At 46.8% G+C, this 24,378-nt stretch carries 18 protein-coding genes; 9 read left to right on the plus strand and 9 right to left on the minus strand.

Going from position 1 to position 24,378, the window contains the following annotated elements; all coding sequences use genetic code 11:
- Nucleotides 1-2 precede the first annotated feature (2 nt).
- Genes F3I09_RS24365 through F3I09_RS24390 form a run of 6 tightly spaced genes read left to right on the plus strand, consistent with a single transcriptional unit; the run spans nt 3 to nt 8,561 of the window.
- Nucleotides 3-1,262 carry a DUF4959 domain-containing protein gene (locus F3I09_RS24365; RefSeq protein WP_149697667.1) on the plus strand — a complete coding sequence of 420 codons (1,260 nt, stop codon included), beginning with the start codon at nt 3-5 and terminating at the stop codon, nt 1,260-1,262.
- A 22-nt stretch (nt 1,263-1,284) separates the two neighbouring features.
- On the plus strand, nt 1,285-2,505 hold the full coding sequence (locus tag F3I09_RS24370; RefSeq protein WP_149697668.1) for a DUF4998 domain-containing protein: 1,221 nt from the start codon (nt 1,285-1,287) through the stop codon (nt 2,503-2,505).
- 21 nt (nt 2,506-2,526) lie between these two features.
- Nucleotides 2,527-4,857 carry a glycoside hydrolase N-terminal domain-containing protein gene (locus F3I09_RS24375; RefSeq protein WP_223233369.1) on the plus strand — a complete coding sequence of 777 codons (2,331 nt, stop codon included), beginning with the start codon at nt 2,527-2,529 and terminating at the stop codon, nt 4,855-4,857.
- Between the two features lie 5 nt (nt 4,858-4,862).
- Nucleotides 4,863-6,086, plus strand: coding sequence for an enolase C-terminal domain-like protein (locus tag F3I09_RS24380; protein ID WP_149697669.1), 1,224 nt, complete (start codon nt 4,863-4,865; stop codon nt 6,084-6,086).
- Nucleotides 6,087-6,097: 11 nt separating this feature from the next.
- Nucleotides 6,098-7,744, plus strand: coding sequence for a sodium:solute symporter (locus tag F3I09_RS24385; RefSeq protein WP_149697670.1), 1,647 nt, complete (start codon nt 6,098-6,100; stop codon nt 7,742-7,744).
- A 28-nt stretch (nt 7,745-7,772) separates the two neighbouring features.
- Nucleotides 7,773-8,561, plus strand: a complete 789-nt coding sequence (locus F3I09_RS24390) for an SDR family NAD(P)-dependent oxidoreductase (RefSeq protein ID WP_149697671.1) — start codon at nt 7,773-7,775, stop codon at nt 8,559-8,561.
- Between the two features lie 361 nt (nt 8,562-8,922).
- Here the strand turns inward: F3I09_RS24390 and F3I09_RS24395 are convergent, their stop codons facing one another.
- Together F3I09_RS24395 and F3I09_RS24400 are read right to left on the minus strand one after the other, a co-directional pair.
- Complete coding sequence (locus F3I09_RS24395; RefSeq protein WP_149697672.1) at nt 8,923-9,114, minus strand: DUF4343 domain-containing protein; 192 nt, start codon at nt 9,112-9,114, stop codon at nt 8,923-8,925.
- Entirely contained in the window at nt 9,115-9,540 is a 426-nt protein-coding gene (locus tag F3I09_RS24400) for a hypothetical protein (RefSeq protein ID WP_149697673.1), read from the minus strand.
- Nucleotides 9,541-9,558: 18 nt separating this feature from the next.
- Between F3I09_RS24400 and F3I09_RS24405 the strand changes: the two genes are divergently transcribed.
- Nucleotides 9,559-10,152: a YrhB domain-containing protein gene (locus tag F3I09_RS24405; protein WP_149697674.1), complete on the plus strand. Its 594-nt coding sequence runs from the start codon at nt 9,559-9,561 to the stop codon at nt 10,150-10,152.
- A gap of 14 nt (nt 10,153-10,166) precedes the next feature.
- On the opposite strand, the gene F3I09_RS24410 is transcribed toward F3I09_RS24405, so the two are convergent.
- The 6 genes from F3I09_RS24410 to F3I09_RS24435 all read right to left on the minus strand — a co-directional run bounded on the left by F3I09_RS24410 (nt 10,167) and on the right by F3I09_RS24435 (nt 20,785).
- A complete protein-coding gene (locus F3I09_RS24410) occupies nt 10,167-11,045 on the minus strand; it encodes a hypothetical protein (RefSeq protein ID WP_149697675.1) in 879 nt (292 codons plus the stop codon).
- Between the two features lie 24 nt (nt 11,046-11,069).
- On the minus strand, nt 11,070-11,630 hold the full coding sequence (locus F3I09_RS24415; RefSeq protein WP_149697676.1) for a hypothetical protein: 561 nt from the start codon (nt 11,628-11,630) through the stop codon (nt 11,070-11,072).
- Complete coding sequence (locus F3I09_RS24420) at nt 11,617-12,327, minus strand: hypothetical protein (protein ID WP_149697677.1); 711 nt, start codon at nt 12,325-12,327, stop codon at nt 11,617-11,619. The genes F3I09_RS24415 and F3I09_RS24420 overlap by 14 nt, the downstream gene beginning before the upstream one ends.
- Before the next feature lie 171 nt (nt 12,328-12,498).
- Entirely contained in the window at nt 12,499-15,609 is a 3,111-nt protein-coding gene (locus tag F3I09_RS24425; RefSeq protein WP_149697678.1) for an AsmA family protein, read from the minus strand.
- Between the two features lie 96 nt (nt 15,610-15,705).
- Nucleotides 15,706-19,422 (minus strand): glycosyltransferase, encoded by a 3,717-nt coding sequence (locus F3I09_RS24430; RefSeq protein WP_223233371.1) that lies wholly within the window; start codon nt 19,420-19,422, stop codon nt 15,706-15,708.
- A gap of 61 nt (nt 19,423-19,483) precedes the next feature.
- Nucleotides 19,484-20,785 carry a glycoside hydrolase family 2 TIM barrel-domain containing protein gene (locus F3I09_RS24435; protein WP_149697680.1) on the minus strand — a complete coding sequence of 434 codons (1,302 nt, stop codon included), beginning with the start codon at nt 20,783-20,785 and terminating at the stop codon, nt 19,484-19,486.
- Nucleotides 20,786-20,966: 181 nt separating this feature from the next.
- Between F3I09_RS24435 and F3I09_RS24440 the strand changes: the two genes are divergently transcribed.
- Nucleotides 20,967-21,239 carry a DUF4242 domain-containing protein gene (locus F3I09_RS24440; RefSeq protein ID WP_149697681.1) on the plus strand — a complete coding sequence of 91 codons (273 nt, stop codon included), beginning with the start codon at nt 20,967-20,969 and terminating at the stop codon, nt 21,237-21,239.
- 226 nt (nt 21,240-21,465) lie between these two features.
- Here the strand turns inward: F3I09_RS24440 and F3I09_RS24445 are convergent, their stop codons facing one another.
- Nucleotides 21,466-22,539 (minus strand): class I fructose-bisphosphate aldolase, encoded by a 1,074-nt coding sequence (locus tag F3I09_RS24445; protein ID WP_149697682.1) that lies wholly within the window; start codon nt 22,537-22,539, stop codon nt 21,466-21,468.
- 166 nt (nt 22,540-22,705) lie between these two features.
- Between F3I09_RS24445 and F3I09_RS24450 the strand changes: the two genes are divergently transcribed.
- Nucleotides 22,706-24,370 carry a cyclic peptide export ABC transporter gene (locus F3I09_RS24450; protein ID WP_149697683.1) on the plus strand — a complete coding sequence of 555 codons (1,665 nt, stop codon included), beginning with the start codon at nt 22,706-22,708 and terminating at the stop codon, nt 24,368-24,370.
- Nucleotides 24,371-24,378 lie beyond the last annotated feature (8 nt).

Below are 24,378 nucleotides of genomic sequence, written 5' to 3' on the forward strand. Positions count from 1 at the left end.
GTATGAAATACAGTAAACATCATATACATCAACTTTTGTTACTGCTGATCGTTATGGCCGCAGTACCACTGTCCTGCAAAAGGCTGGACGGTTACAATGAAATAGTCTCCACCGATATGACGAAACCCGGAGTGGTTACAGATGTGAAGGTGGTGAATTTCAACGGAGGAGCGTATATCACTTATAAATTGCCTAATTCACCCAACATCCTGTATGTGCAGGCAGAGTATAAGATCAATGATAAAACCAGCAGACAGGCAAAGTCTTCCTATTACTCCGATAGCATCACGGTAAGCGGTTTTGCAAAAAGCCAGGACTATGAAGTGGTGTTACGTACTGTAAGCCGTGCGCAGGTGTCTTCTGAGCCGGTTACGGTGACGGTACATCCGGATACGCCTCCTTATCTGCTCACCCGCCCTACAGTGACGATGCAACAGGATTTCGGCGGAGTGAATATCACTTGTCTCAATAAGACCCAAGCCGCCCTGGGTATCATTACTGTTGCCCCCGACGAGACAAACAAGTACCAGATCATCGCACAGAATTATACCAACGAGGATACCATTTCCTTCAGTCTCAGAGGCTATGATACGATCCCACATCAATTCGGGGTATATGTTACAGACCAGTGGGGTAACATCTCTGATACCCTGTTCTCTACTATTACACCTGTGTTTGAAGCCCAGATGGACAAGTCCCTGTTTCAGGGCTATCCGCTGGGAACAGATGCCAGGACCGGGTTTGGATGGGTGATCCAGTATCTATGGAATGGCACCGCACAATCGCCCGGCTACCATACAGAACAGCCTATCCAGCCATTGGTATGGCCTGCAGTGATCACATTTGATATGGGCAAAGCTGCCAGGTTAAGCCGGTATACAATCTGGAACAGGGGAATTGATGGCAGTGGCAACTGGTTATGGCAGGCAGGAGCCCCACAGCGATGGGTGTTATGGGGAAGGGAAGATCAGCCTGTGGATGAGACTATGCCTGATGAGAACAACCTGCCTCCTGTAGGTGGTCAGACGCCTAAAGGCTGGATCAACCTGGGTGTGTTCGATGCACCAGGGAAGCCGTCCAGATTGCCTAATCCGCAATACACCAATGCGGACCTCACGTTCTGGAATGCAGGCTTCAGCTACAATTTCCCGCTTAACTTACCCAAGGTAAGGTACATGCGCTTCGAATGCATTTCCAATATGGCACAGACAAACAACTTTTTCAATGTGGCAGAGCTGACCTTCTGGGGAGATCCGAGATAATAACACCTTAAACGGCAGAAAAATGAAACGCTATCATACAAACAAAATATATGTGCTGGCCTGCTTACTCATATTGCTGGCCTGTAGTAAAAAACCAACTGACTACCGCGATTTCCTGGGAGGCGAAGAACTGGTCTATCCGGGAGCAATCGCCAATGCAAAAGCATTGCCCGGCAATAACCGGCTGCAACTGATCTGGCAACCCAGCCCCGATCCCAGTGTTGTTAAGTACATGGTGTACTGGAATAACAAAGCAGATTCACTCGAGATCACTTCCACTACGCACAATACCAGTGATACTGTGAGGTGTATCATATCTGGCCTGTCGGAATATGTATATTCCTTCGTGATATACTCCTATGACGCCAAAGGCAACAGGTCTGTCGCCACAGAGATCAGTAATGCAAGAGTCTATGGCACCGTATACACAGCCACGCTCAATAACAGGCTAAACAACCCGGAAAATCCTTATACTATTCAGGAAGACAGCTCGGTCATCATCCGGTTTGCCACACCAGATACGATCAACATTAATACTGCGCTGCAATACACCAAAAAGACCGGAGAACTGGCACAGCTGTCTTTATCTCCGGATGTAGACTCGCTCACACTGACAGACTATAAATTCGGTACGCCTGTAGTCTATAAGTCTTCTTATATTCCTGTAACAGGCGCATTGGATACTTTCTACACCTTGCAGAATGACACTTTCCCTACTATTTTCAGACAGGTAGTCTGTGACAAAAGTCTGTTCAGTGAGTTGAGCCTTTATGGAGATATGGGAATTTTCCAGTCTGATACCCGGGTGAGTAAGTTGTGGGATGGATCTGTAGGTCCGCAGGGTTATCCGAATATATTCCACAGTGATGGGAATAGTTCAGTGCCAAGAGTGCTCAGCTTTGACATGGGCAAAGTATACAGCAACCTGGGCGCAATAGAAGAAACGGGCAGGGATTGTTGTAATAATCCTGATCAGTTTGAAGTATGGGGCATTGCAGACATTACCAATGCGGTACCTGAACTGGACTCCCGCGATGGAGGCTGGAAAGCAGCCATGCAGGCAAAAGGATGGACATTGCTGAAAGAAGTGATCAGGACAGACAATGGCAATGCGCCTTATAAAACAACGCTGATCAGCAATCCGCCACCGGTGCGTTATATCCGTATCAGAGTATTGCACAATGCCAATGGAGAAAACAATTATGTAAACATGTCGGAACTCACGTTCTGGAATAAAGAATAGTTATCAAAAGTTACAGGTCTAATGATGTTTTTCAGCAAAAGTATTATCACAATTATCGTCGCAGCCTTGCCGGTAGCATACTGCACCGCACAAAGCCATGCGTTGGAACTAAAGTATGACAAACCGGCAAAGGAATGGGAGGAAACGCTGCCCCTTGGTAATGGCCGTTTAGGTATGATGCCCGATGGCGGTATAACTACCGAGAAGATCGTACTGAACGATATCACGCTCTGGTCAGGCGCACCGCAGGATGCCAACAATTATGAAGCTTATAAGCAACTGCCGCGTATCAGGCAGTTGCTGAAAGAAGGCAGGAATGATGAGGCTCAGGCGTTGATGGACAAGGACTTCATCTGCACCGGCAAAGGTTCGGGCAGCGCGCCTTTTGGCTGTTACCAGGTATTGGGCGAATTGCAGGTACAGTTTGAAGGTGCTGCCAGTGGTACGCCGGAACAGTATGAAAGAACACTGTCGCTGGAACAGGCCATCGCTACCTGTAGCTATAAAGCAGATGGCGTTACTTACAAACGCGAATACTTTACCAGCTATGGGGATGACCTGGGGATGATCCGGTTAACAGCAGATCAGCCGGGGAAGCTCAATTGTCGTGTGACGATGAGCAGGCCGGAGAGATCATCCAGCCGTATTAGTGGCAATGCACTGGAACTGTATGGTCAGCTGGATAATGGCACTGACGGTAAAGGCATGCAATACCAGGCTACTGTTAAAGCCAGCATTAAAGATGGCGCTATCAGTACGGAAGGAAACGCACTGGTGATCAGGAACGCTACGGAGATTATTTTGTATGTGGCTGCCGGTACGGATTTCAGGAATCCCGACTTCAAAAAGAAGATCGATCAGACACTGGCAGCTGCTATAAAGAAAAGCTATGCCATCCAACGGAAACAGCATATCAATAACTACGGTAAACTGTTTAACAGAGTACAGCTAAGCCTCGGAAAAGGCGCCGCCAGTGCATTACCAACAGACAAACGTCTGGCGGCCTTTTACAACAATTCAGCAGCTGACAAAGAACTGCCGGTACTCTTTTACCAGTTTGGCCGTTACCTGCTGATATCCAGTACCAGGCCAGGGCTGCTGCCACCGAATTTACAGGGACTCTGGGCCAACCAGGTACAAACGCCATGGAATGGCGACTATCACCTCGACGTGAATGTACAGATGAACCACTGGCCGGTGGAAGTGTCTAATCTTTCAGAACTGAACCTGCCACTGGCTGACCTGGTAAAGGGATTGGTGGAACCCGGCAAAAGAAGCGCCCGTGCCTATTACAATGCACCGGGTTGGGTAGCGCATGTCATCACCAATGTATGGGGTTTTACAGAACCCGGGGAAAGCGCTTCCTGGGGAGCTACCAAGTCAGGCTCAGGATGGTTGTGCAATAACCTGTGGGAGCACTATGCATTCACCAACGATAAGCGTTACCTGGCGGATATCTATCCTGTGATAAAAGAATCTGCCCTGTTCTATAACAGCCTGCTGATCAAAGATGAAAAGACGGGCTGGCTGGTCATGTCTCCCTCTTCTTCTCCTGAGAATGCATTCTATTTACCGAATGGTAAACATGCCAGTATCTGTATCGGGGCTACTATTGATAACCAGATCGTACGTGACCTGTTCAACAACGTTATTACAGCATCAGTTACATTGGGTAAGGACAGTGCATTCAGAAAAGAGCTACAGCAGAAGATAGCCATGCTTCCTCCCCCCGGTGTGATCTCCAAAGACGGCAGGATCATGGAATGGCTGGAAGACTACAAAGAAACCGATCCGCAGCACCGGCATATCTCCCATCTCTGGGGACTGTATCCTGCATCACTGATCACGGCCGAAAACACACCTGATCTGGCAGCGGCAGCAAAGAAAACGCTGGAAGTGCGAGGTGATGATGGTCCCAGCTGGACCATCGCTTACAAGCTGTTGTTCTGGGCAAGACTGCAGGACGGCAACCGCTCATTCAAACTATTACGGGAACTGCTGAAACCCACCGCCAGAACTGATATCAACTATGGCGCAGGTGGGGGCGTATACCAGAACATGTTATCCGCAGGCCCACCCTTCCAGATAGATGGCAACTTCGGCGCTACTGCGGGTATCGCTGAAATGCTGTTACAGAGCCATGCAGGATTTATCAATCTGCTGCCATCTGTTCCCGACCAGTGGAAGGCGGAAGGCGCTGTAAAGGGACTAAAAGCACGCGGGAATTTCACCGTGGACTTTGTGTGGAAAGATGGTAAGGTGATCAGTTACAAGGTTACTTCTCCTATACCACGTAAAGTGAAAGTAAAAATCAACGGCGTGATGAAAACCCTCACTGCCACTAAAATCTGATCTGCATGATACAACATACATCTACGAAGGACGTCCGCTATCCTTTAGGACAGGGAGCGGGCAGCGATGCTATTCACCGTGATCCTGTTTATTCCTATGCCGTAACGCAATTACACGACGACAGCGGTCTTGTAGGCACCGGCCTTGCTTTCACGCTTGGAGAAGGGAATGACCTGGTTTGCAAAGCGGCAGATTTCTACGCTGCACAGCTAAGAGGGAAAGACATAGAAGAGGTGATGGCTAATTTCGGAAGCCTCTTTTATCAATTCTCCAACGAACAGCAATTCCGCTGGCTGGGGCCACACAAAGGCGTGGTACACCTTGGATTGGCATCTGTTACAAATGCCTGTTATGACCTCTGGGCAAAAAAAAGAGGCGTACCACTCTGGAAACTGCTGATCGATCTTTCTCCGGAAGCCTTGCTGAATACACTGGATCTCTCCTATCTTGAAGATGAACTGACAAGAGAAGAGGCACTGGCGTTGATCAAAGCCAACAGTGCCGGAAAAGATTTGCGTCAGCAGATTACAGCAACGGGCTATCCGGGTTATGATACATCTATTGGCTGGTTCAATTATTCTGACGATAAAGTAAAAGAGAATGTAAAAAAAGCCGTGGCCGAAGGTTTTACTGCGATGAAATTAAAAGTAGGATCCACAGACCCGGAACGTGACATCCGCCGCGCGAACCTGGTCAGGGAAGCTGCGGGAGACAAGGTAAAGATCATGCTGGATGCCAATCAGCAGTGGACATTGCCACAGGCCTTACAGATCTGCAGCAGGCTACAGCAGATGAACCCATACTGGATAGAAGAGCCTACTCATCCTGATGATGTGCTGGCCCATCAGAAACTGGCCACCGCTATTGCACCCGTGAAACTGGCATTAGGAGAACATGTACCGAACCGTATCATCTTCAAAAACTACCTGCAAACGAAATGTGCAGGCTTCATGCAGGTAGATGCAGTACGTGTAGGCGGCGTAAGTGAATTCATCACCATCAGTCTCTTATGCCGGAAATTCGGCGTTCCTGTAGTGCCTCATGTGGGCGATATGGGACAGCTCCATCAGCATCTTGTGCTCTTCAATCACATTACCTTAGGACATGAGGCGCTGTTCCTGGAGCATATACCGCATCTGCAGCAACATTTCAGGCATCCTGTCAATATCCGGGAAGGTGTTTACCAGACGCCCCGGGAGGCAGGCAGCAGCTGTGATCTTATCATCTAATAAACTTTCCTATGATAAAAACGCCTGACATCATCATCAGTATACTGTACATCCTGATCATTGTAAGTATAGGGCTCTGGGCAGGTTTGAAAAAGAAGAAGGATACCAGCGCCTCCAACGATTATTTCCTGGCAGGCAAATCATTACGCTGGCCGATGATCGGCATGGCCTTATTTGCCACCAATATTTCCTGCCTGCACCTGGTAAGCCTGGCGCAAAGCGGATTTGACGAAGGACTGCTCAGTGGCAATTTCGAATGGATGGCCGCCTTTACACTCATCCTGCTGGCCTTATTCTTTGCTCCATTTTATATACGCAGTGGTGTAAGCACCTTACCTGATTTCCTGGAGAGGCGTTACAACCGTGCATGCAGGGACTGGCTCACATTCATCTCGATCATCTCTGCCATTACCGTTCATATTGCATTCTCGTTGCTTACAGGCGGGATTGTGCTGGAGACGCTTTTAGGCTTTGACATGTATACCAGTGTGACCGTCATTGCAGTTATCACGGCCGTCTACACTATTATCGGCGGACTGCGTGCGGTAGTAGTGACCGAAAGTATTCAGACGGTAGTACTGGTAGCCGGCGCTGTGATCATCACGGTGATCTGCTTAAATAAAATGGGTGGTTGGAACGCGATGACGGCTACCCTGCAGGAGCATCAGGAATTACAAAAGCTGAAGATGTTGCGTCCCTCTGGCGATGGCAGTCAGCTGCCCTGGTATGCCGTATTCCTGGGTTACCCGGTACTGGGCATCTGGTACTGGTGCGCCGATCAGACAATCGTACAGCGAATACTGGGTGCAAAGGACGAGAACCATGCCAGGACAGGAGCGCTGTTCTGCGGCTTTATCAAAATACTGCCGGTATTCATCTTCATATTACCAGGATTGCTGGCCAGTACACTGGCACAGAAGGGATTACTGGACATCAGCGCCCTTCAGTATGTCGATGTCTTTGGCAAACCAGCGGTGAACAGTAAGGGGATCTATACACTGATGATCACCCAGCTGGTACCAACAGGGCTGGTGGGTATCATAGTAGCTGCATTGCTGTCGGGATTAATGAGTCAGGTATCAGGCGCCTTAAACTCCATTTCCACACTGGTGAGTTTTGATCTGTACAAGCGCTTCAAACCATCAGCCAATGAGCAGGAACTGGTGCGTATGGGACGTATATCTGCCGGTATTGCCCTGGTGCTTTCCATCCTGCTCCTGCCCTTGCTGAACAACTATAGCAGCCTTTTCAATGGTGTGAACGATATCATCTCACATATCGCACCACCGATCACCTGCGTGTTCCTGTTAGGCATTTTCTGGAAGAAAGCTTCCGCAAAGGCAGCACAGATCACGCTGTTGGCAGGATCTTCTCTGGGCGCACTGGTGTATACCGTCAACAAATTATACCCATATACTTTCCTGAAAGAGATCCCCTTTCTGATGATGGCATTTTATCTTTTTGTAGCCTGTTGCATCATCCAGGTATCATTCTCCCTGTTGTATCCTATGCAGCATACAGCAGTAAGCGGAACGCTGTACTGGAAATCGCCCGGAGAGCCATTGCAGGATAAGGGCTGGAAAGGATTGGGGAACTACAAAATGTTATCAGCACTGTTACTGCTGGTAATGACCGTACTGTATTTCATTTTTAAATAGAGACCACTCAAGAACAAAATAACTACACATGCAACTTTTGACCGGTAAAATAATATTGCTGACTGGAGGATCCAGGGGTATTGGATTTGAATGTGCTTTAAAATATGCAGAGGCCGGGGCCACGGTAGTGATCCTGTCCAATGACCCCGTTTCACTGGCATCCGCCATTGCTGAATTAGGAGCATCACATTCCGCTATTCTGGCTGATATTTCCGTACCAGCCGATGTAGAACGCGCTATTCAGCAGACATTGGAAAAATATGGCAGACTCGATGTGATCCATAACAATGCTGGCATTGCACATCCTTCAAGTCCCCTGCACGAAACCAGTGAGACAGAATGGGACGAGGTAATGAATGTCAACCTGAAAAGTATATTCCTGACCACCCGGTATGGCATTGAGGCCCTGAAACAAAGCAAAGGATGCATCATTAACACAAGTAGCCTTGTTGGAGAAATCGGCCAGGAAAATCATGCTGCCTATACGGCTAGTAAGGGAGCGGTGAATTCACTGACAAAGTCAATGGCGCTGGACTATGCGCCCCTTCAGATACGGGTGAATGCCGTAGCGCCTGCAGGAGTATGGACGCCTATGTTGCGGGAATGGGGTCAGCATCAGAATAACGGGCAGGGTATTGAACAATATATGAATGCCATCCATCCTTTGGGTTATTGTCCTGAAGGAGATGTGATTGCAGATGCCTGTGTTTTTCTTGCTTCTGATAAAGCACGTTTTATTACAGGGCATGTGATGCATGTCAGCGGAGGCGCAGAGCTGGGGTACAGGGCCTTGCTACAGGCAAAGGAAGCCGTGTAGATATCCGCTGCATTTAGCTCGCCTCAGGCGAGGCGTCGTGTTTGTAGCCCCGGGTGCAACCCCGGGAATACGGCGCAAACGTCGGTAACATCATTCGCTGCATTTAGCTCCGTCAGGAGCGCCCGTGTTTGTAGCCCGGGGTGCAACCCCGGGTGGTGGCGCGGGTCACCGAAGCCCGAAATCCCCGGTAACGCCGACGTGCGAATTCAAACATTCAAAACATGGGATATAAAACGGAATGCAAAACGTACGGATTCAAACATCATACGCCCGGGGTTGCCTCGCGCTACAAACACGGGCGCTCCTAACGGAGCTGATCACAGCGAATGATGAACCAAAAACGATATAAATATTATTAAGCTCAATTTATGGTCGCATTGACAATACAGTCAATCACCTTTTCAGCGCTACAATTATTGAGCCCAGCTCCCCAGCAGGCATTAAACTCCAACAAAAACCAGCCGGCTTGTTCGTTATAGGCGATATCAACGACAACGACCCGGGGCAGATATTTTTGATTGTTAGTGAGTATAATGGATAAACTTCCTGCCATCTATTTCATTTTTTGCTTTAGAGAACTGGCAGCTACCAGCCAGAGAAGTAATACAGGTACTATTATGATCAAAGCAAGTTCTGGCACGGTATGTAACATATTGCCCCACTGCCTCTGTGAGATGAGCATCATAACAACGTAAGTCACTAAAATTACACTTTCCAGCAACCCATAGATAATGGCCGCTTTCACGTAGTTATGCCCTTTAATAAGACCGGCTCCCATTTTTTTTCCAAGGAGATAGGATGAAAGAAACAACAATGTAAAAAAGGCCCATACATAGATGTTCATCTGGGCTTGTAAATAGAAAAGTATACCGTTGGCAAAGTCTCCTCTTGTTTCCACAAACATCCAAAACAACTCCAGGACAATCACTGCATACAATGTTATCTTACATACGTGTTTTCCTGCTGCATTTGGCGTCATAATAATTGGGATATCTGAATGACTAGCGTATACGTTGATCTATCTAAGTTACACATTCCGGTGCATTCTTTCTCCGAAAGAAAAGTTAACTTCGCCGTTCTCAAGAAAAAAAATATGCTATCCTTTGAACAGGCAAGAGATATTGCCGAAAAACATCTTGATATACCCCGTAATTCCGGGGATAAATACGATATAATAATTATCGAAAAATATATCATTGAAAGACCTTACGCCTGGATCTTCCCTTATAATACAAAGGGGGCCATCGAAGGCGATATTCTATACGCGTTGGGCGGCAATTCACCTGTCTTCGTCGATAGACATGACGGCACCATTTCAAGGTTCCCATCATATCTCAGCATGGAAGGCATGATTGATGTATATGAGGAACAGCGTAAAAGCTGGCACTTGAAGCTAACTATTAATATCTACTCAGAAATCAGCAAGCTACTGACCCTCAAGCGACTCCTTAATCTATCTCAAAACGAGCTGGCGGTTTTAAAAGCTAAAGAGGAAGCCGTCCTTGACAAAGGAGCTCAAACAAGACTAAAGCAGCTGTCTGGAATACTGTCCCAACATGGAATAAATACAGAAGTATTATTGGCGGATTGAAATACACTTTCCCTCTATATCTGAACCTCAAAGCTGCTCTCTTCGGTAAGTACTCCTTTTATTACAGTAACCAGACAGTTATATAGCTGACCAAATTCATAACTCCTTTCGAAATTCTCAATCCTGCATATCACATCATCACTACTAAGCTCCAGACCAATCTCAGGTTCTATATCACTATGAAACTGCATTAATGCTATAGTATCTCCTTCATCCTGCTGTACTCGCAGTACCAGGATCTTTCTGCGGTTTTCATACGCATAGGCAATAATACTTTCGATCTTTTCTTTTATTAACGGCCCCGTTCCGGTTACCCCCTTCTGCATGGCCTGCAGCGTCTCCTGATTGACTGGCGCCCTAAGCAATAATTTTTCCACGCCACGGTAAAATTCAGCAAACCACTCCTCGCCTTTACCCATTGAAAATATTTCATCCATCACCCGGGTATATATATCCAGATCATCGTCTGAAGTGTCAAGTACCCGCTCAAACAACATCTGCGCAGTAAAGATTTCTTGTTTGTTTGTCGCCCTTTTAAAGAAACCTGTATAGTAGGAAAGCAAAAACTCGTCAATTTTCACAGGAACGATTATTCCACTCTCAGCCGGAACTTCATCCAGTACCAGCAACATTTCCAGGTCATCCGCTCCTGCGGCAATTTTGATATCATTGAAATACAATGTCACCCTCTCATGTTCAGGTATTTGTGTAAGTTTCTCACAATATGACTTTGCACACAATTCACACAATTCGTGTGACGTATCTGCCTGTAGCTGAACAAAGAATTCATCAGATGTTATTTCTCCCCTCTCAAACTTAGCGGATAACTCCTTCCCGGAGGCGACAGCCTGTTTATACCGTTGCCATAAAGCAGCATCTATTTTGTCAACCATTGCTTCATTTTTATTAATCCCCGCTCACTTTATCAACGTAATCGGATACACATAAGTAAGATACGCTATCAAAAACACCACTGACAAAAACAATATAGACAACCCAATCACCGCCGAATTAAACTTAATCCCATCCTTACTCAATGAAAACTCTGAATCAGTCATTCCTGCCTGAGGTGCGGCATTCTCAGGTGTTTTCGATCTCACCCATTTCTGTACGATCTTCTCCTGCAACAAGAACTGCCGGTACGATAAGACCAGCCCTGCCCCCACAATAATGATCACCAGAAAAAAGATAACGATACCACTATAAAACTGCCAGGTGAAGGCTCTTTTCTGGTGTTGCAGGTCAAACTGATATTGCTGCAGGCTTAATTTCGCCTGTTCCAGTTTAAAATAGGTGATGGCTGATGAATCTTCGCTTACTTCCGGGTCATTGACTGCTATAGCCACTGACATCTTTGCTATTACACTATCAAAAGCTCTTTTGGTTTCGTCTTCGTCCTTCAGCTGATTCTGCGCAAATACATTTGTCATTGACATGATCAAGACTACGAACATGCCAATGATCTTACTTTTTTTCATATTGTTTCTTTAAATACAGAATATAGGAATATCGGATCTTAAGCAACTTGTTGACATCATTGTTCGGCACCTCTTTCTTTTCCAGTGATCTGTATGTGAGAAAAGAATACCTCTCAAAAGGCTCCTTGTCAGATATCGTCATAATAAAATCCAGCAGCTGTTCCGCCTTCTTTTGCTTCTCTGCCAGCGGCATCATCTTGCTGCCCAGCTGAGGGAACTCTATTCTCCTTATACCCACCGGGTTCACCTCATGAATAATCCTGACCGTATCTTCCAACAGCAATTTCTGCCGGATGATAAGCAGGGAAGTAGCCGGGTATGAAGACACTATTCCCTTTCTTTCAATAGCCTTGAACAGCCTATATTTCAAAGACTTTTTATCTGCATAACTGGTATTCAGGTAGTAGGGATCATTCCGGATATGCAGTCCGTTCAGTTCTCCATTTGTTGTAGAATCTATAGTCAGCATTCCCTCAAACCTTCTATAGATCCGGGCATCCTTCACATCCTTAGCCGTTTCGATCACATGCAGCAACTGATACAACTTTATTTCATACCAGGGGTCATCTATTACCGGCAATACATTATGCTGGTAGCTGTACAACTGTCTGCCGAGGGAATCCACTGCCTCTCGCAGTTGCTCATTCTCCCGGATAAGTTCCTCTTCCACATCTATTTTGCTTAATGCTTTTGACAAACTATCAGCGGAAAGCATCTCCTGCGCGTGAACGATAGAACAAGACAGACAGATAAGGAGGCTACATAAGGATAAACTTCGGGACTTCATCGGTAGGGATTATCTCATAAATATAACAATATCCTAAAATATGAGATACCCGCCCGGTCAAATACAGGTGGAAACCCCTAATCATTCCCCCATTTCCTTATCCAGCGAGTCCTTATCACTTCCTCTCTTCAGTTTTACGTGTGGATTGGTCTGCGTTCCGGTAACGCTGAAAGGTATTCCCCAGATGCCCAAAGGAGGCAAGCCTATACGTCCCTTCAGATTCAGCCTTCCATTAAAGCTCACCTGCCCTTCAAAACGGGGGCGGAAGCCTGCAATACGCATCTTCGTCCGCTCTATGGTGATAATATTATTCCCGATATTGGATTTGATCTCCACTTCTGACAGGTTCGGGTCTTTTATATCTCTTTTCGTCGTATTGCTTACTGCATTGAATAATTTGAACCCTTTCAGCTTTATCTTCTTCAATGACAGCACCCCCTCTCCCTTCAGAGATGGATACACCAGCTGCATATTTTCCCTGAACCTGCCACTGACATGATAATCCAGGCCTACAATACCGCTTGCGGAAGAGGCAGAAGACACCATATCATGAAACAGCCTGATCTCATTATAAGCACGTTTGATGTCGAACTCCCGGGCATTGATATGATAATCAAAGGCCGCGCTTTCGTTACTCAGGCTGTTATACTGCGCTTCCATTGTAACAGGCGCCCCAATGATATTAAAACCGGTATTACTCATTTGCAGACTGCCGTTGTCCACCTGTAGCTGACCATGGAAACGCTGTATATCTATCCCCCGGAAACTAGCTTTATCTGCACCGGCATTCAGCGTCAGGGACAGGTTATCCGGTATCACCACCACACCGGAAGATCCCGGTTCTTCTACAGATTGGGGATCGCTGTTGTACGACATCAGCTCATCCACCAGGATATAACTACTCTTCAGGTTAAAAGCCCCCTGGAGGCGCTGCCCTTTCTGTGTGACATAGCCGATCAGGTTATACAAATGACCGTCCAGGCGGAGATCAGATTTGCCGTAATGCGCTTCGAATTTGTCAAACCACATCTTGTCTTCCTCAAAACGGAAGACCCCGTTGTTGATATAGAAAGGCAGCGGGAACCTGGCAGCCTTCAGCGATACATCCCTCAGCGTCAGCGTTCCTTTGTTCAATAGTTTGTCATACTGGCTGTTCATCGCCTCACTCTTCGAACCCTGCAAGGTCAGATCTGCTTTTATGTAGCCTTTGGCGTCATATCCTTCCCGACCCAATACCTGGTAGATCTTTCCAAGATCGATGATACCATTGGCCAGGATATTATAATGCAGATCGTCGAAGTTATTCAGTGCTGCTTTGAGGGTAAAGGTCTGCCCCTCAAATTCGAAAGACACCGGCCTGATGTCGATCTTCAATGCCTGCAGACTACCGGCGGTATCTGTCAGCACGGCGTTGACATTGATCTTTTCAACCGGATGTTTGTAATACTTTGTATGTACCGCTCCGTTGTCCATATTGAGGGAAGCGGTTGTTACCGGGAATAAGTTCCTCGCCGGTTGATAAACTCCTTTACTTAAGATATTGATATTCAGCTCACCGCTCATGTCCACTCCATCCATCGGATAGAACTTTTCGACATCAGCCATATGCAGCAATCCTTTCAGGCTGGCATCCACAAGAGGTTCCTGGGCATTGGTCAGATGAAAATAGCCTTTGAGATAGTTGCCCAGTACCTCAGCATTGATCTTACTCACGTTCACCTGCACGTTGGCATAGTTATTATCCGGACAGAAAGCCTGCATATCAAATCCAATATGCCTGATAGGCTCCCGCACATCTTTGAATTTCAGAGAGCCATCACTGAGGGTTGATTTGAAATCAAATACAGGTATACTGCCGATTACCAGGTCCGATTCATGCCCGGGGCCATTGTTCACCCTATATTGTATGTACCTGCCATCCGCCTGCAGATTAGCCTGAAAACGCCCTTTCAGATCGAATGCATCCCATCCCATCGCCTTTCCCCATTTCTCCATATCCAGGTCAGCGCTCATCTTTGCATGAATATCCGGTTTAGTCAGCCCCGTCACTTTAATATCCGAGCTGAAATATCCTTTGTCCAGCTTAAAAAAGGCCGAATCAATGTTTATTGTAAACTTGTCCGGGTTCATTTCCGGCAACCTGGTTTGGAAATCCAGGCGCAGGCCTTCAATAGCATAAGACGCCCCTGAACTGGCAATTTCTCCATCTCTCACCTTCATACTAAATGTAAGGTCAGGCATCTTGTTAGTCCTGGCGATATACTTACCTGTTAATGAGGCGTTTACCTCTGCAGCGCCCTTAATATCGGTATGCTCCATCCAGGAAGTATATTTCGCTGGCAATGCACTGAAAAGCGCCTCCAGGGTGGATTCACCCGAACTGAGCTTAAAATCCATTTTATAGCCGTTCTTCAGGAAACTGAATGCCCCGTTCAGCTTCATTGGCAGCTGGTTAATTTTCAGGTCATTCCGTTCAAAAATGAAGTTCAGCGACTTTGTATTGATCCTGGTGATCAGGTTACCGTCCAGTTTCTTGGATTGGATATAGGGCACTCCGCCATACGCCAGGTCAAAGGAGGCAATGCTGACATGCGAATAAAGGTCAAACTGCGACTTATTCAGGTCTCCCTTGCCGGTATAATTCACTTCCTTTGCCCGTATCTGCAGGGTCAGGGATTTATCATTGTAGATGATCTTACAGTGTTCCAGCTGTATCCGTTCAATCTTCAGCGACACACTGCCACTGTCGGCCGGCTTACGCGAAGGTGCTGCAGGTTGATATACGTTATAGTTGGGGCGGCCCTCGGTATCTACCAGCACATGTATATTCCCCTTTGTGAGGTAGATCTTGTCAACCCTGGTAGCCTTTGAAAAGATACTGCCCAGGTTTACACCCAGCGCTACCTCATCTGCAGAAACCAGTGTATCCTGCTCGAAGGGAGCAGATCCCTTCAGGCTGAAATCGTACAGTGTTAAGGTCAGTGTGGGAAAATGATTGAAAAAGGATAATCTCGCTTTTGAAAAATTGATCTCGCCAGTGATATTATGGTTAGCCCAGGTTTTTATTCTGTTTGACACGGCCGCGGGAAACAGGAGCGGCAGCAGAAAAAGTAATAGTAACATTCCCCCGGCAGTTATTGAAACAATTTTCAATGTCCGCCATGCAGTTCTCTTCATAGTTGCACCAAGCATAAGGTATAGGATCGTTTATTTGCATTCCACTAGCGGCGCAAAGATAGAGAATCTATAAATGTTTAAAAAATATCATGCGAAGGATAAGCTGTATAACTACTCCATTTTAAACGGTGTATTAAGGGGCGAGCTGGCATTCACGGCATAACCGCCTTTGCTAACCATCAGGTATAGCCTGTAAAGTTCGGGGGAATCAGGCATCCTTACCTCGACGCCCGTTCCTGTACCCAGGCGGCGCATATAAATGGCATGCCCCCAGCCATCCGTTTTGCAAAGGAACCATTCAAAGTGCAGTTTGCGGTTGACAGGATCTTTCAGGCTCCACCGACCATTATTATAGACCAATGCATGATAGGACAAAACAGTTCCCGGCAGGGTTACCCGGGCAGGACGCAGGATCTTCACAGCCGGCAGCCGGGGATTGCTTGTTTTTACATGCCAGTAGCTGGCCAGTCGCAAATAATCAGGTTTGTAATGCCGCTCGTGGTCCAGCAGTCCATTGAAGCTGACAGTATTCCTGGTTTGAAGATCCTGCCAGGAATTGATAAATACAGGCTTCCTGGTACCGGAAGCGATATATTGATCCACGCCTATCTCACTGGCAAACCAGGGAATACTTGTTTCCGGGAGGGTGATCTTTGTAGTATCATCCGGCGCTGCCAGCCCCAGGCAGGATATTTCCGGTATGGCCGAGGCGAACGTCTGTAATGTACCGGTAACCTGACTGTCCAGGGGTACATCCAACGTTACGGGTCTCTCCGGATCCACTGCCCTGATCTGCAGTACCAGTTCCTTCACCCAGTGAAGGTACTCTTCCTGGTGGCGTAATAATGAAGGTTTTACATACATCTGCTGCAGTCGGCGCCAGGCATTATTGGAAAGATGCCAGCCGATAATACTCTCGTCATCCTTTCTTTTCTTCACAGTAGCGATCACCGATTCCATGAAATCCTGGCGGCGCTGTTCCTGTGAAATATCACGATCCTCGTCAGGCATCCAGAAAGCATACTGTACCTTCATACCTGTCTCCTTTGCCACGGCAAGAATATTATGATCATACACACCGGGACCATATCTCCTGAGCGTGTTGATACCCAGCCGCTGCATATCTTTCAGGTCTCTCTCTACCTCCCTGCGGGTGAGGGTATGCAGGCTCCTGAACCAGGGAATAGCTTTTGCGTAGATAACTCCCCTGACGGTATCCATCAACCGCTCATTATTATGGCTGATGGGAACACTGGCAAGCGCCGGCAGCGGACGAGCAATATCGTTATCATTCTTCTGTAACTTATGCATGGCCTGCAATGAAGCCACGGGCTCTGATAATCTCCAATCCAGCACCCCACCGTCTTTTTTATCAACGACATTCGCATCATAACCGCTGTTAAAAAGCACAGCGGCTTTTATCTCAGGGAAACGCTTACCCATGTCTGCAAAAGCATCCTGCAGCCAGCCTTGCTGATTACCTTCCTTCTTTAAGGATCCCAGTTCCGCTACCATAACAGGCAAACCGGCACGAAAGAGTTGCTGATGATGATAAGGTGAATAAAGCTGGTTGAAAGTATACCATTGTCCGTCCGGCTGTTTACTGCCATAATTCAGGATGGTTACACCCAGCCAGTCCACGTAGGCATTACCCGGAAAGTATCGCCCCACCGCCTCCGGCTTCCACGGACTCCATACCCATATCGCATTGTGGGCGCCCGCACGGTCAAAGTAATCATGCACATATCTCCATGCCTGCACATATTCTTCCGCTGTATTCAACCCGGTACCAGACCACGGATAAGCAGGATTATCGGGCTCATGGCCAAACCTGATGAAAACAGGCCGTTCCAGGGCCCTTACCTGCTCCGCAAATTTTTGCAGGTAATCATCAAAATATCCCTGGCTGATGTGAAGCATCATCTTCCGTTCCTTCATCAGCGATGTATCCTCACGGGAGACATGGAACAAACCTGCCCAGGGCTCCCAGGTGATCATTGGAACAGCGTCTGTCTTATATATTGCATTCATCAGGGAGTCCTGCAGGAAGCAGCGGCGGGCATCTCCCCATGGAATGTAACAGGACACGATATCAAAGCGGGTGTTCGCCATATTGTTATAGCGGTACACGTCCTGCATGGATGTCAGGCCGGAAGCATTGACCGGGCTGAAAATACCTGTCAGGAAGACCGCCTCCCGGGTTACGGGTTTGCCCGCATAACTGGCGGGAGGTTTCCAATCCTCATAAACGAGCCAGACAGTGATTCCGCAAACGATCAGCGTCAGAGGAAGCGCCAGCTTTCTCATTATCACATATCCACTATGGCGTAACTTCCATAACCTTATCTTACCATCATAATAGTAGTGGTATACAAACTCCTTAAAAGTAACAGGTAAGGCTTTAGGCATACGTCCTTTCCAGATACCCGCCAGTATATTGAACAGCATGATCAGGCAGTTCAAAAAAGCGATGCCTGCCATTACTCCTGAAAAAGGATTCCAGTCTCTCCATAGCCCATAAACGATCGCACCTGCCGAGATCAATAAAACGGTTGCATTGGGAATGAACAGCTTCCAGTTGGTGTTCTCTTTATCGTCTTTAGGAGTAGGGATATACGGCACCTTTTTACGGATCACAGTATATGTCAGTCCCAATATGTAGATCCACCAGGTACCTATCAGCAACAATCCCCCCACCATATGAAATCCACTCTCATCCTCCGCCATGACCCATCGCTGTACAAAAAGCCGGATAAGCAGGGTCACGCAGACAAAAGGAAATCCGAGTATACCGAATGAAAGCAGATCCAGTTGAAAAGGTATTACTCCAAGACACAGCGATAATACCGGCACCAGGAAGTTGATCAGGAAGATAATACCTGCGAAATAGTGAAACGGCAGTATGCCGTAATGCAGTTTCTGCCGCCACGTAAATTTCCTGAACAGTTTCGGATAGCTGGTGACCAGCAGTTCAAACGTTCCCCGAGACCATTTCAGCTGTTGTTTATAATAGGCAGAAAGTGAGGAAGGCACTAGCCCAAGGGTCAGCACCTCGGGTACATACACTGACTTCCAGCCTTTTGCATGGAGCTGCATCGCGGTATGCATATCCTCTGCAAGTCCGGCCGCATGACCACCGATACTATCCAGGGCACTCCTGCGGAAGGTGCAGTTAGCGCCAATAGCCTGTACAGTACCATATCGCTGCATGGTCATCATCATCGGGCCGTAGAACTGAAAGGTCTGCTGTGCAGCCCCTTTGGCGATGATATTGTCACCGATATTGCTGTATGCCTGCACGATCTGTACAAACCCTATTTGGGGATCATCAAAATAAGGTATTACCCTGTCCAGAAAATCGGGCGTTGGCACATGGTCGGGGTCCATGACCACACAAAGCTCCCCGCGGGCATACTGTAAAGCGTTATTGATATTACCGGCTTTGGCGTCTTTGCGGTTATTCCTTGTAACGTGACATACCCCTAAACGCTGGCATACCTCTTTCAGGAAAGGATCGTTCGCCTCATCACAGAGATAAGTGGTATGCGGATAGGTAATTGCCTGCATGGCCGTAAGCGTCTTAATGACCATTTCATAAGGCTCCCCGGCGCAGAATGTTGTAAGAATATCCACGGTAGGTTGTGATGTGGACGCAGGTCTGTCAGGAATAGTGATATAAAGGTAATGGTACCACTCATGCAGTATTTTCAGACAGGAGAAGATAACAGCTATCATCAGCAGCCAGTATAGTGGGCGGTTCCCTAAATTGGCAAAACTGAAAAGACAGTACAGGAGTATCAGCATACTGACCACCCCGGTAGTGATCATTAACCGGAGAATAAATAATTCTTTCTTTGAAGGCGGAAAAACGCGCGCCCGTGTTACCATATTATGTTCCTACTACGTAAAAAGGTGTATTGGCTGTCGCCACATTTCCATAATCGTCATAAATCCATGAATAGATCCTGTACGGACCTTCTTTTTCCGGTGCCCGGAAATTAACCCTGAAACTGTCAAGCGGAATAATATTTACCTTGCGTTCCAAAGGTCGCCGGATACTTTTAGGATCAAAATCTTCATCCAGCACTTTCCACATGATCCGCAGTCCTTTTATTACAGGCGTTTTAAACCTGATCTCGGCAGTTTGTAACGCGCCCGGCTGCATTAAAATATTATCAGCCGCCTTCTTGCCGTTCACCAGCATGTCCTCCAGCGCTGGTGCCTTATGCTGTGGCACTGAATCTGTCCACAAAGCCTGCATATCGCCCACCATCTCCGTTGCCGCGCCATTTTCATCCAGGATACTATACCAGGTAGGCGTTACCTCTTCCTTGCTTCCCCAGTAAAATGTGAGTGCACCAATAAAACGGGGATTGTTAACAGGAAGGTAGTTTTTATGAAAATCGCGGTAAAGCCATGCCTTTATCGTACTGGTAGGCTCTATGGGTACACCCCATGCCGTACATTTTGATTCCTGTGGTGAAAATATACCCCATTCCATTACCAGGAAAGGACCGTTCCATAACCAGCTGAATGAGGTAAGATTACGTTGCAGATGTTTCAGATCACCAAAAACATTAAAAGAGAGTATATCCAGCCCCGGTACTTTCAGGCGGATATTCATCACATTCCTGAACTGGTAATTGACCATAGTGGTCGTGACCGGATGATCGGGATCTTCGGTGTGTATCATATCCAGCAATCCGTTATATACATCATAGAACTTATTATACCTGGCTTTAAAAGGAAAATCAACCTCATTCCCCAGACACCACATCAGCAACGCCGGATGCGAACGGTAACGGCGCACTAACTGACGTAAAGCGGCGTACTGGCTGTCCACTTTCTGCTGATTGCTATAAAAATAATCCAGGTATTTGCTTTCCGGAACATAGATACCGGCTATTACAGCCAGGTTGTTGGCTGCGGCTTCGTCAAGAATAGCGCCCAGCCCTACGGTATCCCATGTACGTATCGTATTTCCACCTATTGCTTTCAGCCTGGCCATATATGTATAACCGGATCCTCCCCTTACTACAAACGGGACGCCATTCCGGTACAATATAAATTTACCGTTCTCCCGGGCTACCCATACTTTCCTGAAAGGATCCGCAGCTTTATTGCAGTTGCAAAAAAGGAGAAGAAAGAGACACAGGGGGAAAACATATGCGCGAAGACAGTCAGGAGCCATTCGGTTTTATAAGTTTATCTCGAACTTTACTGTTGTTATAAATATAGTACGAATCAGCCAATATACCATCATGTAAGTCAGATGTTAAATACCAGGCAGAACAATACCCTTCATTGATATTATCCGGGGCACCGAAGAACTAAAGATCGTACTGGATTGTTATCAACTAAATCTCTGCGTCATGCCAAAGTATGTAATCGAACGGGAGATCCCCGGGGCAGGAAAGTTAACTGCCGAACAACTAAAGGGGGTATCACAAACCTCATGTGATGTGCTGCGTAATATGGGGCCGGAAATCCAATGGGTACACAGTTATGTAACCAACGACAAAATCTATTGTGTTTACATTGCACCGAATGAGGACATGATCCGTGAACATGCGAAAAAGGGAGGTTTTCCTGCCAACTCAGTGAACGCAGTTTCCGCAATCATTGATCCTACTTCTGCGGAATAAAGGGTGCTGTCCGATATTATCCGTATTGATCCTACATACTACAGGTCATCTTTTGTCCTGCAGGTGATGATTTATATCCGTTACCAATGTTATAATGGTATTTTGTACACGTACGCCGGTACGTCTGTCCATCCCCGTCTCCTGCGTCAGCACCGGGCGCAACAAACACAATGCTCCTTTAAAGCACTGCACTATGAAACGCTATTGAAATGCTGAAGTGCTGCGTTTATGCGATATCTATCTGCGATGAAAGATAGACATCCTGGATAGCCTGCAACAGCTGCACGCCTTCCTCAAAAGGTCGTTGAAAGGCTTTCCTTCCGGAGATGAGCCCCATACCACCAGCCCGTTTATTGATCACCGCAGTGCGTACTGCTTCTTTCAGGTCACTGGCGCCTGAAGATGCACCGCCCGAATTGATCAACCCGATACGGTCGCTATAACAGTTCAATACCTGGTACCGGCACCAGTCAATGGGATGTTCGGTGGTTAGCCCGGTATACATGCGTTCATCCAGTTTGCCATAAGAGCTGCTGCCCATATTTAACACCTTATAGCCACCATTGATCTCCGGCAGCTTCTGTTTGATAATATCTGCCTGCAACGTTACTCCAAGGTGGTTAGCCTGCCCCGTCAGATCAGCCGCTACATGATAGTCCTTTCCACCTGCTTTAAAAGCGTCATTACGCAGGTAACACCACAAGATCGCCGCCATCCCCAGTTCGTGTGCCTCCTCAAAAGCTTTTGACACTTCCACGATCTGCCTTCTTGATTCTGCCGAACCGAAGTAGATAGTAGCCCCTACTGCCACGGCGCCAAGGTTCCAGGCGTCTCTTACTGAACCAAACATCGTTTGATCATAACTGTTCGGGTAAGAAAGCAGCTCATTGTGATTGATCTTAACGATGAAGGGTATCTTATGGGCATACCGGCGGGACATTAAGGCCAGTCCGCCAAAGGTAGTAGCTACCGCATTACACCCGCCTTCAATAGCAAGCCGGACTATATTCTCCGGATCAAAATACATGGAATTGGGTGCAAAAGAAGCACCTGCACTATGTTCAATACCCTGGTCTATGGGCAGGATAGATACATAGCCGGTGCCGGCAAGCCGTCCGTTATTGTATAACTGCGCCAGGCTTCGCAGGGTCTGCGCATTTCTGTTGGAAAAAGTAAAGTGATCGTCGAGGAAAGCCGGGGACGGAAGATGCAATTGCTCTTTGGGGACCTTAGTACATTTATGCTCCAGCAAATCCTGGGCTTCATCACCTAATATATTGTTCAGTTTATCTAAAGTCATAGTATTTTATTTAATATGAATGACCGTAACTGATATGTCCTGTTGATTGGAACGAAGCTAAATAAAAATTCTGATACCGGACAGGCTGTCACCCGCTAAAGACTACAGGAATATGTGGCAAGGTTTCTTTACGCTGATTGTAAATTAGCTCTTATTCAAAAAACACATGCCCGATCAGAATAATAAAGACACAGCCCGGCCAGTTGGATATAAGCTATACCTCAAAATGGTTCTTCAACATTCAGATATACCCAAAAGAACCATTATCTTTTATACAGTACTATCCGGCATTGTCAACGCAGTATTACTATCCGTTCTGAATGCCGCCGCCAATTCGGCCGGCGAAGGAGAAGTGCAGGTAAAATATCTCCTGCTGTTTGCCATCGCATTAACCGTATTTTATATTACCAAAAGATATATCCTCAGGAAATCTGTCATGATAGTAGAAAACGCCGTCTACAGCCTGCGCCTCAGGATACTCGAGAAATTAAGACGCTGTGAACTGTCTCCCATGGAATCAATCGGGAAAGATGAGATATTCACACGTGTATCCAACGACACGAATTTCATTTCACAGTCAGCCGCCGTTATCATCAATGCTTTCCAGGCGCTGGTACTCGTGACTTTTGCGCTGATCTATATAGGGTTCCTCTCATTCACCGCCTTTGCCGCTACTATTATAATCCTGGCAATTGCTATCTCTTATTTCCTCAGGCGGCAGACTGACATCAACCGTGAGCTGAGAGCCGCCAATCAAAATGAATCTGCTTTTTATGACCATATAGAAAATCTCATAGAAGGTTTTAAGGAAATAAAGATCAACCACGTAAAAAATGAACAGCTGTATGCCGACATCACAAAAACGGCAGACTATGGAAAGGAGGTCAAGACCAGCAGCGGACTCCGTTTTGCCGTTGGATTTATGTTCTCCGAGATGGTCTTTTACCTGCTCCTTGCCTCTATCATTTTCCTGCTGCCGCAATTTCAGACACTCTATACCGGTACACTTACCCGTCTTACAGCATCTATCCTGTTTGTGATAGGTCCGCTTGAGAATATTGTCACTACCATCCCCCTGTTTGCCAAAGCCATCCAGGCTACACAAAACATCGATCACCTGGAACGGAAGATCTCCGCTTTCTCTGAAAACGAAAACGATACCCCCAGGGCCTATCCTCCCCTGCCACCGTTTGAAGAGATAAAACTGGAGAATGTGGTATATGACTATATGGATGAGGATAAGCAATCTTCATTCACATTAGGTCCGATAGACTTCACACTGAAGAAGGGATCACTTAACTGTATCATCGGGGGTAACGGAAGTGGTAAATCCACCTTCCTGAAAGTGCTGACCAGTCTTTACCATCCCGGTTCCGGGCGTATCCTGGTGAACGGAAAAGAGCTCAGGAATTTCGATAAGGATGATTACCGGTTCTGGTTCTCTACCATCTTTACCGATTTTCACCTGTTCCCTAAAATATACGGCATTCCCCATCTCGATGCCGATAAGGTGAACGAGTATATCAAACTGATGGGATTATCCCATAAGACACATTTTAACGGACAGAATTTCAGTAATGTGAGATTGTCTACCGGTCAGCGTAAAAGGCTGGCGTTGATATGCACCCTGCTGGAAGATAAGCCGATCATGATACTTGATGAAGTGACCGCCGACCAGGACCCGGGTTTTAAGAAATTCTTCTATACTGAAATATTACCCTCATTCCGCCTGAAAGGGAAAACTATCATCATGGTTTCCCATGATGACAAATATACCGAGCAGTTTGACAGAGTAATAGAAATGGAATATGGTAAGATCATCTCTCAATAACGAATAAT

The organism is Chitinophaga sp. CF418 (assembly GCF_900142925.1).
GTDB lineage: Bacteria > Bacteroidota > Bacteroidia > Chitinophagales > Chitinophagaceae > Chitinophaga.

Coding starts and splice junctions, on each gene's coding strand:
- F3I09_RS24365 (WP_149697667.1), top strand. CDS start 3: ATGAAATACAGTAAACATCATATACATCAACTTTTGTTACTGCTGATC.
- F3I09_RS24370 (WP_149697668.1), top strand. CDS start 1,285: ATGAAACGCTATCATACAAACAAAATATATGTGCTGGCCTGCTTACTC.
- F3I09_RS24375 (WP_223233369.1), top strand. CDS start 2,527: ATGATGTTTTTCAGCAAAAGTATTATCACAATTATCGTCGCAGCCTTG.
- F3I09_RS24380 (WP_149697669.1), top strand. CDS start 4,863: ATGATACAACATACATCTACGAAGGACGTCCGCTATCCTTTAGGACAG.
- F3I09_RS24385 (WP_149697670.1), top strand. CDS start 6,098: ATGATAAAAACGCCTGACATCATCATCAGTATACTGTACATCCTGATC.
- F3I09_RS24390 (WP_149697671.1), top strand. CDS start 7,773: ATGCAACTTTTGACCGGTAAAATAATATTGCTGACTGGAGGATCCAGG.
- F3I09_RS24395 (WP_149697672.1), bottom strand. CDS start 9,114: ATGGCAGGAAGTTTATCCATTATACTCACTAACAATCAAAAATATCTG.
- F3I09_RS24400 (WP_149697673.1), bottom strand. CDS start 9,540: ATGACGCCAAATGCAGCAGGAAAACACGTATGTAAGATAACATTGTAT.
- F3I09_RS24405 (WP_149697674.1), top strand. CDS start 9,559: ATGACTAGCGTATACGTTGATCTATCTAAGTTACACATTCCGGTGCAT.
- F3I09_RS24410 (WP_149697675.1), bottom strand. CDS start 11,045: ATGGTTGACAAAATAGATGCTGCTTTATGGCAACGGTATAAACAGGCT.
- F3I09_RS24415 (WP_149697676.1), bottom strand. CDS start 11,630: ATGAAAAAAAGTAAGATCATTGGCATGTTCGTAGTCTTGATCATGTCA.
- F3I09_RS24425 (WP_149697678.1), bottom strand. CDS start 15,609: ATGCTTGGTGCAACTATGAAGAGAACTGCATGGCGGACATTGAAAATT.
- F3I09_RS24430 (WP_223233371.1), bottom strand. CDS start 19,422: ATGATCACTACCGGGGTGGTCAGTATGCTGATACTCCTGTACTGTCTT.
- F3I09_RS24435 (WP_149697680.1), bottom strand. CDS start 20,785: ATGGCTCCTGACTGTCTTCGCGCATATGTTTTCCCCCTGTGTCTCTTT.
- F3I09_RS24440 (WP_149697681.1), top strand. CDS start 20,967: ATGCCAAAGTATGTAATCGAACGGGAGATCCCCGGGGCAGGAAAGTTA.
- F3I09_RS24445 (WP_149697682.1), bottom strand. CDS start 22,539: ATGACTTTAGATAAACTGAACAATATATTAGGTGATGAAGCCCAGGAT.
- F3I09_RS24450 (WP_149697683.1), top strand. CDS start 22,706: ATGCCCGATCAGAATAATAAAGACACAGCCCGGCCAGTTGGATATAAG.